General features: G+C 31.2%; 14 protein-coding genes. 12 read left to right on the top strand and 2 right to left on the bottom strand.

Features of this window, described 5'->3' with window-relative positions:
- Positions 1-131: 131 nt before the first annotated feature.
- Positions 132-1,139, bottom strand: coding sequence for a recombinase RecA (gene recA / locus EG240_RS12880; protein ID WP_125019798.1), 1,008 nt, complete (start codon positions 1,137-1,139; stop codon positions 132-134).
- Positions 1,140-1,329: 190 nt separating this feature from the next.
- On the opposite strand from recA, the gene EG240_RS12875 reads away from it, so the two are divergent.
- The 12 genes from EG240_RS12875 to EG240_RS12820 all read left to right on the top strand — a co-directional run bounded on the left by EG240_RS12875 (position 1,330) and on the right by EG240_RS12820 (position 11,136).
- Entirely contained in the window at positions 1,330-1,743 is a 414-nt protein-coding gene (locus EG240_RS12875) for a DoxX family protein (protein ID WP_125019797.1), read from the top strand.
- A gap of 104 nt (positions 1,744-1,847) precedes the next feature.
- Positions 1,848-2,906, top strand: a complete 1,059-nt coding sequence (locus tag EG240_RS12870; protein WP_125019796.1) for a L,D-transpeptidase — start codon at positions 1,848-1,850, stop codon at positions 2,904-2,906.
- 48 nt (positions 2,907-2,954) lie between these two features.
- Positions 2,955-3,362, top strand: a complete 408-nt coding sequence (locus EG240_RS12865; protein ID WP_125019795.1) for a c-type cytochrome — start codon at positions 2,955-2,957, stop codon at positions 3,360-3,362.
- Positions 3,363-3,486: 124 nt separating this feature from the next.
- Positions 3,487-4,854, top strand: a complete 1,368-nt coding sequence (trhO, locus tag EG240_RS12860; protein ID WP_125019794.1) for an oxygen-dependent tRNA uridine(34) hydroxylase TrhO — start codon at positions 3,487-3,489, stop codon at positions 4,852-4,854.
- A gap of 10 nt (positions 4,855-4,864) precedes the next feature.
- Positions 4,865-6,106, top strand: a complete 1,242-nt coding sequence (locus EG240_RS12855; RefSeq protein WP_125019793.1) for a peptidase U32 family protein — start codon at positions 4,865-4,867, stop codon at positions 6,104-6,106.
- A complete protein-coding gene (locus tag EG240_RS12850) occupies positions 6,106-6,336 on the top strand; it encodes a ferredoxin (RefSeq protein ID WP_125019792.1) in 231 nt (76 codons plus the stop codon). The genes EG240_RS12855 and EG240_RS12850 overlap by 1 nt, the downstream gene beginning before the upstream one ends.
- A gap of 3 nt (positions 6,337-6,339) precedes the next feature.
- On the top strand, positions 6,340-6,693 hold the full coding sequence (locus tag EG240_RS12845; RefSeq protein ID WP_125019791.1) for an arsenate reductase family protein: 354 nt from the start codon (positions 6,340-6,342) through the stop codon (positions 6,691-6,693).
- Between the two features lie 113 nt (positions 6,694-6,806).
- Entirely contained in the window at positions 6,807-7,655 is an 849-nt protein-coding gene (locus EG240_RS12840; protein WP_125019799.1) for a YicC/YloC family endoribonuclease, read from the top strand.
- A 28-nt stretch (positions 7,656-7,683) separates the two neighbouring features.
- Positions 7,684-8,256, top strand: a complete 573-nt coding sequence (gmk, locus tag EG240_RS12835; protein WP_125019790.1) for a guanylate kinase — start codon at positions 7,684-7,686, stop codon at positions 8,254-8,256.
- Between the two features lie 3 nt (positions 8,257-8,259).
- Positions 8,260-8,841: a nicotinate (nicotinamide) nucleotide adenylyltransferase gene (nadD, locus tag EG240_RS12830; RefSeq protein WP_125019789.1), complete on the top strand. Its 582-nt coding sequence runs from the start codon at positions 8,260-8,262 to the stop codon at positions 8,839-8,841.
- A 271-nt stretch (positions 8,842-9,112) separates the two neighbouring features.
- Positions 9,113-10,108 carry an NAD(P)H-dependent glycerol-3-phosphate dehydrogenase gene (locus EG240_RS12825; RefSeq protein WP_125019788.1) on the top strand — a complete coding sequence of 332 codons (996 nt, stop codon included), beginning with the start codon at positions 9,113-9,115 and terminating at the stop codon, positions 10,106-10,108.
- A 5-nt stretch (positions 10,109-10,113) separates the two neighbouring features.
- Positions 10,114-11,136 carry a TerC family protein gene (locus EG240_RS12820; RefSeq protein ID WP_125019787.1) on the top strand — a complete coding sequence of 341 codons (1,023 nt, stop codon included), beginning with the start codon at positions 10,114-10,116 and terminating at the stop codon, positions 11,134-11,136.
- A gap of 52 nt (positions 11,137-11,188) precedes the next feature.
- Here EG240_RS12820 and EG240_RS12815 read toward each other — a convergent pair whose 3' ends face one another.
- Positions 11,189-11,596: a hypothetical protein gene (locus EG240_RS12815; RefSeq protein ID WP_125019786.1), complete on the bottom strand. Its 408-nt coding sequence runs from the start codon at positions 11,594-11,596 to the stop codon at positions 11,189-11,191.

The raw sequence follows: 11,596 nt of genomic DNA, 5'->3' as shown, positions 1-11,596 counted from the left end.
CTATTTCTTTTTTTTACCAACTATTTTTCTTGATTTATTAATCGAACTCAGGTTTGTAATGTCTTCTATTTAAATTAAAAAACCTCAATAAACTTTAGTCTATTGAGGCTTAAAAAATATTTTAGAAAATTTTATTCTGCGTTTTTAGCTTTGATGTATTCTTTGATTTTAACTTCAAGTTCATCCATTAATTCTGGATTGTCTTTGATTAAATTTTTAACAGCATCTCTACCTTGTCCTAATTTCGTTTCTCCATAACTGAACCATGAACCTGATTTTTTTACAATTTCGAATTCAACAGCTAAATCTAAAACTTCTCCAACTTTAGAAATTCCTTCGCCATACATAATATCAAATTCTGCAGTACGGAATGGTGGTGCAACTTTATTTTTTACGACTTTTACTTTTGTACGATTACCCATCACTAAATCACCATCTTTTATTTGTGTTGATTTACGAATATCTAAACGAACCGAAGCATAGAATTTTAATGCATTACCACCAGTTGTTGTTTCTGGATTTCCGAACATAACTCCAATCTTTTCACGCAATTGGTTAATGAAGAAAACCGTACAATTTGTTTTATTGATTGTTCCTGTTAATTTTCTTAATGCTTGAGACATCAAACGAGCATGTAATCCCATTTTAGAATCGCCCATTTCTCCTTCAATTTCACTTTTTGGTGTTAAAGCAGCAACCGAGTCAATTACCACTAAATCAATCGCACCAGAACGAATCAAGTTTTCTGCGATTTCTAAAGCTTGCTCTCCATTGTCAGGTTGAGAAATGATTAAGTTATCAATATCTACACCTAATTTCTGTGCATAAAAACGGTCAAAAGCATGTTCTGCATCAATAAATGCAGCGATTCCACCAGCTTTTTGAGCTTCTGCAATTGCATGTAAAGTCAAGGTTGTTTTACCAGAAGATTCAGGTCCGTAAATTTCAACAATTCTTCCTTTCGGATATCCCATTACTCCTAAAGCTAAATCCAAACCTAATGACCCAGACGAAATTGACTCAACTTCTATAACAGCCGCGTCACCTAATTTCATTACTGTTCCTTTTCCGTAAGTTTTGTCTAATTTATCTAAAGTTAATTGTAACGCTTTTAATTTTGCTTCTCTATCTGCACTCATATCTCTTTTGTATTATATATGTAAAAATACCCTTTTTTATTTAATGTTTGTATTCTGAAATAAAATAGTTTTATTCTTGTTTTCATTTCTTGGACAAAACTAACACATAAACACGACAAGATATGTCGTTTATGAAATGTTTGTAAAAAAATAAAATTATTATAGTAAATTAGTAATAAAAATAATAATTATGAAGCAGCTTTTATTTTCAACTAAAAACACAAAATCACTAGATTTAGGATTGTTGGTATTGCGCGTTGGTTTTGCAATGTTAATGATTCCACATGGTTGGGCAAAATTTCTAAAATTTGAAGATTTGCAAACTAAATTCATGGATTTCATGGGACTAGGTCCAACAATTTCGCTTGGGTTGGTTATTTTTTCAGAATTGATTTGTTCTGTGTTACTAGCTTTCGGATTGCTTACAAGATGGGCTATAATTCCGTTAGTTGTCACAGCGATTGTGATATTAAGTGCGCATAATTGGGATGTTTTTGGCGAATCTGAATTAGGAACGGCATATCTAATTGGATATGTAGCTATCTTATTTTTAGGGCCAGGTAAATACAGTTTAGACGCGATTTTATCTAAAAATATAAACTAAAAATCTCAAAATAAGAGGTTAATTCAATTTAACTAAGTTCAATCTTTTTTTAAAAAACATTGAACTTTACTTTTTTTTATATAATTTCAATAAAAAATTGCATTATGAAAAAAATAATTAATTCGATATTATTTGTTGGATTATTAATATTTACTGTTGCTTGTGATAAGGCAAATCCGAACTCCAAACAAACAGAAGATACTAAGACAGATAATGAACGTGCTTTTCAAATTAGAAAAGACAGTTTAGAAAAAGCGAAGCAGGATTCAATCGTAAAATTTAAACAGGATTCTATTACTGAAATTAAAGACAAGTTTGTTAAAAAAGAAGAATTAAGAATAAAAGAAGGGGCTGAATATGACTATTGGCCTCTTAAAAAAAGTGATTCGCTTTCAAAAAAGTTCTTTAAAACCTATTCCAAAGATGAAATTTACACCATTGCAGCTTTAAATCGTGTTGATGTAGCAAATCTTAAAGGTAGAGATACAATCATAGTTCCCAAAGTTATAAAAGAAGACTTTTTGGATTATTCTCCGTTTCCATATCAAATGGAGATATTAACTGATGTTCCGAAATTTATCGTTTTTTCTTATCCTATTCAGGCTTTTGCTGTTTATGAAAATGGAAACCTGATTAAATGGGGACCAACTAATATGGGAAAAAAAGCGACCCAGACTCCTCGTGGTTTATTTTTTACAAATTGGAGAGGTCGAAAAGTAAAAAGTACTTCAAATAGTGAATGGATTTTAAATTGGAATTTCAATATTAGCAATCATGGTGGCGTAGGATTTCATCAATATGCATTGCCAGGTTATCCAGCTTCTCACTCTTGTTTGCGTTTGCTAGATGCAGATGCGCAATTTTTATATAATTGGTGTGATCAATGGATTCTGAAAGATGCAAATACACAAATTGCAAAAGGAACACCGGTAATTGTATATGGAGATTATGCTTTTGGTAAAAAAGGTGTTTGGAATGATTTAGTTAAAGACCCTAATGCAACATTAATAACAACTGAACAGCTAAAAGAAGTTGTAGAACCTCATATCGCTGAAATTATCAAACAACAAGAAATCCGAATCAATTACCTAAAAAATAAAGATACAGAAGTCAAAAATGATTCTCTAAAAACTTTAGACAAAGTTATGTCTGAAAAGCAATAGTTGTTTTTTAAATAAAATAATGTATTTTAGTGAAAAAATAAATTGAATATGAAAAAGAACATTTTAGTATTAGCTTTAATCGCTTGTGTTGGTCTTGTTTTTTCGGCTTACAAAGTTTACGAAGAACCTGAGTATGAAAACATTAATTATAATGATGGATTCAAAAATCTGAAAGTTTTACCACAAGATATTTCAAAGGATAGCTTAATGAATCTGATGAAATCTTACAACAAGGCATTAGGTGTAAAATGTAATCATTGTCACAGTAAAGATAAATCTGCGGACGATGTTTATGCAAAAGAAATTACACGTCATATGATTCAAATGACAAACGAGATAAATGAAAAATCATTTAACCCGATTGGTGATAAATACAAAAATGCTGTTGATTGTGCTACTTGTCACAGAGGGTCAACATCTCCAATGACGACAACGAAAGAATTTATGGCGAATTAAATTCTAAATCTAGAAAATGATAAATGTCATTTTCAAATAAAATATTAATAGTAACTTTGCAACCGAATTCTTCCATCTAGAATTCGGTTTTTTATTTATTTACTAGACTTAAAACGTATATAGCATGCAACTGTATAATACTTTAAGCGCCGAAGAACGTGCGCAATTAATTGAGCAAGCCGGAGAAAAAAGATTGACTTTGTCTTTTTACGCTTATGCTAAAATTGAAAACCCAGAACAATTTCGTAACGATTTATTTATAGCTTGGAATGCTTTAGGAGCTTTAGGTAGAACCTATATTGCTCACGAAGGAATCAATGCACAAATGAGCGTACCTGCAGAAAATTTTGATGCTTTTAGAGATACTTTAGAAGTTTATGATTTTATGAAAGGAATCCGTTTGAACGTTGCTGTTGAACAAGACGATTTATCTTTCCTTAAACTTACCGTTAAAGTACGTAATAAAATTGTTGCTGACGGTTTAGACGATGCTACTTTTGATGTCACAAACAAAGGAATTCACTTAGGCGCAAAAGATTTTAACGAATTATTAAATGACCCAGATGTGGTTTTAGTCGATTTCAGAAATCACTACGAAAGTGAAGTCGGACATTTCAAAGGAGCAATTACTCCAGATGTGGACACTTTCCGTGAATCGTTACCTATTATTAACGAGCAACTTCAAAAACATAAAGAAGATAAAAAGTTAGTAATGTATTGTACTGGTGGAATTCGTTGTGAAAAAGCATCGGCTTACTTCAAACATCAAGGCTTTAAAAATGTATATCAGCTTGAAGGTGGAATCATTGAATACACACGCCAAGTAAAAGCAGAAGGCCTAGAAAGTAAATTCATCGGAAAAAACTTCGTATTCGACCACCGTTTAGGAGAACGAATCACAGATGATATTATTGCAAATTGCCATCAATGTGGAAAACCTTGCGACACACACGTAAACTGTGCAAACGAAGGATGTCATTTATTATTCATTCAATGTGATGAATGTCATGAGGCGATGCATGGATGTTGTTCTAATGAATGTGTTGATATTATTCAATTACCAATCGAAGAACAAAGACGTTTACGCAAAGGCGAACAAAAAGGTAACTTAATCTTTAAAAAAGGAAAATCAGAAAACTTAAAGTTTAAAAAAGAACGTAATGTTTTTGAAGAAATAGTTCCTGTAAAAGTAGCTAAAGTTACAGAAATCAGAAAGAAAAAAGCCGAACGTAAAATCTATGTTGCTCAAGGCGAGCATTATTTTACAAAAGCTTCTGTAGCTCAATTTATAATAGAAAACAAAGAATTAAATATCGGAGACCAAATTGTAATTCAAGGACCAACAACTGGGGAAGAACGTATGACTTTAACAGCAATGAAAGTTAACGGACAAAACGTTGAGAAAGCTGTAGTTGGAGACAAAGTTACTTTTGAAGTTCCTTTCAGAATTCGTTTATCAGATAAATTATTTACAATAGTTAAAAACGACTAATTTTTTTAAAATGACAACAACAGGTAGAATTGAATTAATGGCGCCAGCAGGTAACTTTGAATCGTTGCAAGCTGCTATTGATAATGGTGCTGACTCGGTTTATTTTGGTGTAGAGCAACTGAATATGCGTGCTCGTGCGACCATGAATTTTACATTAGAAGATTTACCAGAAATCGCTCGTCGTTGTAAAGAAAAAAATGTTAGAACGTATTTAACGTTAAATACTATTGTTTACGATCACGATTTATCTATCGTAAAAACGTTATTGCAAAAAGCAAAAGATGCAGATTTGACTGCTGTGATAGCTTCAGATCAAGCGGTTATTGCTATGGCAAGAACCATTGGTTTAGAAGTTCATATTTCTACGCAGTTAAATGTAACTAATATTGAAACAGTTAAGTTTTATGCTTTGTTTGCTGATACGATTGTACTTTCTCGCGAATTAAGTTTACGCCAAGTTACTAAAATTACAGAAGCTATTGAGAAAGAACAAATCAAAGGACCGTCAGGAAATTTAGTTGAAATCGAAATTTTTGGTCACGGTGCTTTATGTATGGCAGTTTCTGGAAAATGTTATTTGAGTTTACATTCGCATAATTCATCAGCAAATCGTGGTGCTTGCAAACAAAATTGCAGAAAAAAATATACAGTTATCGATCAAGAATCAGGATTTGAAATTGAGATTGATAATGAATATATGATGTCTCCTAAAGATTTATGTACTTTAGATTTTTTGGATCAAGTGATTGATACAGGAATTCAAGTTTTAAAATTAGAAGGTCGCGGTAAAGGTGCCGATTATGTTGCCATGGTAACCAAAACGTATCGTTCTGCAATTGATGCTTATTACGAAGGTAACTTTACAGAAGAAAATGTAACGAAATGGATGTCCGATTTACGTACCGTTTACAATCGTGATTTTTGGAGTGGTTATTATTTAGGTCAGAAATTAGGAGAATGGAGCGATGTTCCGGGTTCTGTTGCAACTCAGAAAAAAGTGTATGTAGGAAAAGCGATGCATTATTTCCAAAAAGCATCAATCGGGGAATTTAAGGTTGAAGCTTACGATATTAAAGTAGGTGATAAAATTTTAATTACCGGACCAAGTACCGGAGCCCAGGAATTGATTATTGACGAACTTTTTGCAAATGGCGAAAAAGTAGAAAAAGCCACTAAAGGAGATGACGCTACTTTTAAACTTCCATTCAGAGTTCGATTATCAGACAAAATGTATAAAATTGTAGAAGCGTAATGGTAATCGTAACCTTACAACGCAATAAATGCATTGGTTGTAATTATTGTGTAGAAATGGCACCTGCACAATTTCAGATGTCTAAAAAAGATGGAAAAACTGTACTATTAAAATCTACAGATGCCAAAGGATTTTTCACGTTAAAATCACATGATTATTCTATTTTAGAAGTTTGTGAAAATGCTGCAAAAGCTTGTCCCGTAAATATTATTGTAGTTAAAGAAACTTAGAATATGAATAAAATATATTATTTAAGTACGTGTGATACGTGCAAAAAAATATTAGCTCAGATTAACGATATTTCAAAATTTGAATTGATTGACATAAAAACCAATCCGTTAACTGAAGCGCAAGTTGAAGAAATGTACAACTACACAAAAAGTTACGAAAAACTTTTTAGTAAACGTGCACAACTTTACAAACAATTAAATTTGAAAGAAGCTAACTTAGACGAAGCAGGTTTTAAAAAGTATTTGTTAGAACATTATACATTTTTAGCACGTCCAGTAATTATTTACAACAATCAAATTTTTGTAGGTAATGCAGCTAAAACGGTTTCATCAATGTTAGAAATTGTAAATCAATAATAAAAAGTGAAAGTCGGTTATATACCGACTTTTCTTTTGCCTTCAATTTTCATTTAATCAATCAACTAAAATCATTATCTTTGTGGCTTTATTTAAATGGTATGATAAATTCAATGACCGGTTTTGGAAAAGCAACTATGCAACTTCCAAATAAAAAAATAACTGTTGAGGTTAAATCTTTAAATTCTAAAAACTTAGATTTAAATGTTCGTCTTCCACAGGCTTTTCGCGAGAAAGAATTGGAATTACGTAATGTAATCGCTAAAGATTTAGAGCGTGGAAAAGTGGATTTCTCAATTTTTTCAGAAGTTACAGCAGAAGAAACTTCAAGTAAAATCAATGCTCCGATTGTACTTTCGTACATTGAGCAAATGAAAAATATAATCCCAGATGCAGATGCTACTGAACTAATGAAAATGGCAGTTCGTATGCCGGATTCTTTAAAAGTGGAACGTCAAGAAATTGATGAAAATGAATGGGAATCTATTCAGATTGCAATAACTGAAGCCCTTCAATACATCAACGAATTTAGAAGACAAGAAGGAGCTAAATTAGAAATCGAATTCAGAAATCGAATCGAAAACATTCGTAATTTTATGAATCAAGCTATTGCTTTAGATCCAGAACGTATTGCTATTGTAAAAGAACGTTTACGTAATAATTTAGTTGAACTTCAGGCTAATGTTGATGAAAATCGTTTCGAGCAAGAAATCATCTATTATTTAGAAAAACTTGATATTACCGAAGAAAAAGTTCGTTTAACAAATCACTTAGATTACTTCATTGAAACGATTGAAGGTTCTGAAGCAAACGGACGTAAATTAGGATTTATCTCTCAAGAAATGGGAAGAGAAATCAATACGATGGGTTCGAAATCGAATCATTCTGAAATGCAAAAATTAGTGGTTCAGATGAAAGACGAATTAGAAAAAATTAAAGAACAAGTTTTAAACGTACTTTAATAGCTACATAACAACACACTTTTAAAACATGAGTACAGGTAAACTATTTGTTTTTTCGGCGCCATCAGGTTCTGGTAAAACCACGATTGTAAAACACTTACTAACAAAACCTGAATTACAATTAGATTTTTCGATCTCTGCAACTTCGCGTTATCAAAGAGAAGGAGAAATTAACGGTAAAGATTATTATTTTATTTCGGCTTCGGATTTTCAAAAACATATTAAAAACAATGATTTTGTTGAATACGAAGAAGTTTACAAAGACAATTATTACGGAACTTTAAAAACTGAATTAGAACGTATTTGGGCTTTAGGAAAAAACGTGATTTTTGATATCGATGTGATTGGTGGTTTAAATATCAAAAAACAATATCCTGAACAAACGTTAGCTATTTTTGTGAGTCCGCCTTCAGTTGAAGAATTAGAACGTCGTTTGCGTTTCCGTCAGACTGAAAGTGATGAAAAAATTCAAATGCGTTTGGATAAAGCAGAAAGAGAAATCGCCGAAGCTCCTAAGTTTGATGTAATTTTAGAAAATCATGATTTAGAAACAGCGAAACAAGATGCTTTTAAATTAATTACCGACTTTTTAAATAAATAAATTATGAAAATTGGTTTGTATTTCGGCACGTTTAATCCCATTCATGTTGGACATATTATTATTGCAAATCATTTGGCAGAAAATAGCGACATTGACCAAGTTTGGATGGTGATAACACCGCATAATCCATTAAAGAAAAAAGCCAATTTATTAGAAGATTATCATCGTTTACACATGGTGCATTTAGCTACCGAAAATTTTGATAAGATTCAACCTTCGGATATTGAATTTAAATTATCTCAACCTAATTATACCATTAATACATTGGTGCATTTAGAAGAGAAATTTCCGAAACACGAATTTGCTTTAATCATGGGTGAAGACAATTTGGAATCGTTTAATAAATGGAAGAATTACGAAGTTATTTTGCAGAATTATGATATTTATGTTTATCCAAGAATATCAGAAAATAGCATTCCAGAAGAATTCGAAAATCATCCAAGAATAAAAAGAGTTGAAGCGCCAATTATTGAACTTTCTTCTACTTTTATACGTAATAATATTAAAGAAGGTAAAAACATCCAACCGATGTTACATCCGAAAGTTTGGGAATATATCAATCATAATTTATTCTACAAAAAATAAATATTACAGAAAAGAATTGACTACAAATGTTGATTCTTTTTTTATGAAATAGAAAACGCTCAAGAACCATAACTTGAGCGTTTTCAACAAAAACAAAAAAATATTAATTACTTAATACAAGCTAATAACGTAAAATCATAATTGATTGTTATGTAACAAAAACATAATGTTTTGTTAAAACGATATAAACCAAAACTTTAATTGATGCTTAACTTTAAAATAATAGGTTTACAATTATAAATTTTTAATTTTGCTTTTCAAACAATTTAAAATGAATACAAATCCGAAGTTTGCAGTAATTGGAGGAGGTAGTTGGGCAACAGCTATTGCGAAAATGCTATGCCACAACCTTGATGAAATTGCGTGGTATATGCGTAGTGAGTCTGCAATCGAAGAAATTAAACTTAACAAACACAATCCAAATTATTTGAGCGCTGTTGAATTTGACATCGACCAATTAATTTTAACCAATGATATAAATGAAGCTGTTTCTTATGCTGATTATATCATATTTGCAGTTCCATCAGCTTTTCTAGGAAAAGAAATGCAGAAACTAACAGCTGATATTTCTAATAAAATTATTATTTCAGCAATCAAAGGAATTATTCCTGAAACAAATTCTATTGTTGGAGAATATTTTATGCAAACGTATGATATTCCACAAGAAAACATTGCCGTAATTGCTGGTCCATGTCACGCAGAAGAAGTTGCTCTTGAACGTCTTTCTTATCTTACAATTGCCAGCGGCGATTTAAACAAAGCCGAAATTGTTGCCAATTGTTTAAGAAGTCATTACATCAAAGCAAAAATTTCTGATGACATCATCGGAACAGAATATGCTTCGATGTTAAAAAATATCTATGCAGTTGCTTGCGGAATGGCGCACGGTTTAGGATATGGCGATAACTTCCAAGCTTTATTGATGAGTAATGCAATTCGCGAAATGAAAAAATTCATTAAGCAAGTTCACAAGATGAAACGTAATATCAACGATTCTGCATATTTAGGAGATTTATTAGTAACAGGTTATTCGCTTTTTTCTAGAAATAGAATGTTCGGAAATATGATTGGTAAAGGTTACACTGTAAAATCTGCTCAGATGGAAATGAACATGATTGCAGAAGGTTATTATGCTACCAAAAGTGCTTATGATATGAACTTAGAATTAAAAGCAAAAACTCCGATAATTAATGCCGTTTACGACATATTATACAATGGCAAAGAGCCGAAAAAAGTGTTTAAAAAATTAACAGAAAAATTAGATTAAAATATATGGAAAATTTACCTGATGATCACATGATCAACCATCCGTGGTTAATTGGCGGATTTGCAATTGCGGTTGTTATTATGTTACTTCTAGATTTAGGAGTTTTTAACAAAAAATCACACACAATTTCAAACAAAGAAGCTTTAACTTGGAGTATTGTTTGGATTACATTATCGATGGTTTTTAGTGGTATTGTTTATTTTGTTTTAGATAAACCTCACGGAATCACAGATAACTTCTCTAAATATCAAGCCGCTTACTGGATTGAAAAAGCACTCTCGGTCGATAACTTATTTGTGTTTATTTTAGTTTTCAAATTTTTCAAAATTCCAAAAGAATATCAGCATAAAGTTTTATTCTGGGGAATTTTAGGAGCATTATTTTTCCGTGCGATTTTTATTTTTGCTGGAGTTCAATTAATTAAAGTTACTTATATAACATTACCTTTCTTAGGAATTAACCCAGAAACCGGAGATACAAGACAGTTAAATGTTGTACTTTTTATATTTGGTATTTTCTTGATTATTGCTGGAATAAAATCAGCTTTACCTGAAAAAGAAGGAGATGAAGAGAATATGTCAAAAAACATTGGTGTTCGTTTAGTTCATAAATTCTTTAAAGTTTCACCTGATTTTGATGGAGATAAATTCTTTACCATTCAGAACGGAATCAAAATGGTAACACCTTTATTCGTTGCTTTAGCTGTTATCGAAATTACAGATTTAGTTTTCGCAGTTGATAGTATTCCAGCTATTTTTGCGATTGCTCCAGATGATCCGTTTATTCTTTATACATCAAATATTTTTGCGATTTTAGGACTTCGTTCATTGTATTTCTTACTTGCAAATTCAATGGATATGTTCTCAAAATTACATTATGGTTTAGCAGTGATTTTAGTTTTCATTGGAACAAAAATGTTGATTATGCCATTTTACCATTTTCAATCAACAGTTTCGTTAGCAATTATTGGAGGAGTTTTATCAATCTCGATTATTGCTTCGTTAATGTATAAGCCTAAAAATGATTAATTTATAAATAAAATAAAAAAAGGGAAATTTCAATTAAGAAATTTCCCTTTTTTTATTTTACTACGACTCCTTTTCTGTCAATGCTTAAAATATCAGTTGTTGCATTAATGTTTATTGTATTGGTTCTGAATAAAAAAGTTTTATCATACAAAACCCCATTTAGAAAATAAGTTACAACAAATTCATTATTCAATTGTAAAACATTATTTTCAAGTAACTCAACTTTTATAGCTCCATTTGCAGCAACTTCTGCAAAAACATGTCTAAACATTCCTGTTTTACGTTGTTCGCCTTCAATTGTTCCGAAAGCTCTAGACACAATTATAGCCATTTCAAGAGGAGAATCATTTTCATTTACCAAATAAGCATACCAACAGTTTTCTTGAAAGTCATCATTCCATTCATTGATTACAGCAACAAAAACATGTTCTGATTTAGGGATTTCTATATCTTTTTTCAT

This window comes from Paenimyroides tangerinum (assembly GCF_003865405.1).
Lineage (GTDB): Bacteria > Bacteroidota > Bacteroidia > Flavobacteriales > Flavobacteriaceae > Flavobacterium > Flavobacterium tangerinum.
The sequence above is the reverse complement of the archived record's forward strand: the minus strand, read 5'-3'. Positions and strand labels throughout refer to the sequence as shown.

Bases quoted from the DNA above. Each gene is read 5' to 3' on its own strand.
- trhO (WP_125019794.1), top strand. From the start codon at position 3,487: ATGCAACTGTATAATACTTTAAGCGCCGAAGAACGTGCGCAATTAATT.
- EG240_RS12865 (WP_125019795.1), top strand. From the start codon at position 2,955: ATGAAAAAGAACATTTTAGTATTAGCTTTAATCGCTTGTGTTGGTCTT.
- EG240_RS12850 (WP_125019792.1), top strand. From the start codon at position 6,106: ATGGTAATCGTAACCTTACAACGCAATAAATGCATTGGTTGTAATTAT.
- gmk (WP_125019790.1), top strand. From the start codon at position 7,684: ATGAGTACAGGTAAACTATTTGTTTTTTCGGCGCCATCAGGTTCTGGT.
- EG240_RS12840 (WP_125019799.1), top strand. From the start codon at position 6,807: ATGACCGGTTTTGGAAAAGCAACTATGCAACTTCCAAATAAAAAAATA.
- EG240_RS12875 (WP_125019797.1), top strand. From the start codon at position 1,330: ATGAAGCAGCTTTTATTTTCAACTAAAAACACAAAATCACTAGATTTA.
- EG240_RS12845 (WP_125019791.1), top strand. From the start codon at position 6,340: ATGAATAAAATATATTATTTAAGTACGTGTGATACGTGCAAAAAAATA.
- EG240_RS12870 (WP_125019796.1), top strand. From the start codon at position 1,848: ATGAAAAAAATAATTAATTCGATATTATTTGTTGGATTATTAATATTT.
- EG240_RS12825 (WP_125019788.1), top strand. From the start codon at position 9,113: ATGAATACAAATCCGAAGTTTGCAGTAATTGGAGGAGGTAGTTGGGCA.
- recA (WP_125019798.1), bottom strand. From the start codon at position 1,139: ATGAGTGCAGATAGAGAAGCAAAATTAAAAGCGTTACAATTAACTTTA.
- nadD (WP_125019789.1), top strand. From the start codon at position 8,260: ATGAAAATTGGTTTGTATTTCGGCACGTTTAATCCCATTCATGTTGGA.
- EG240_RS12815 (WP_125019786.1), bottom strand. From the start codon at position 11,596: ATGAAAAAAGATATAGAAATCCCTAAATCAGAACATGTTTTTGTTGCT.
- EG240_RS12855 (WP_125019793.1), top strand. From the start codon at position 4,865: ATGACAACAACAGGTAGAATTGAATTAATGGCGCCAGCAGGTAACTTT.
- EG240_RS12820 (WP_125019787.1), top strand. From the start codon at position 10,114: ATGGAAAATTTACCTGATGATCACATGATCAACCATCCGTGGTTAATT.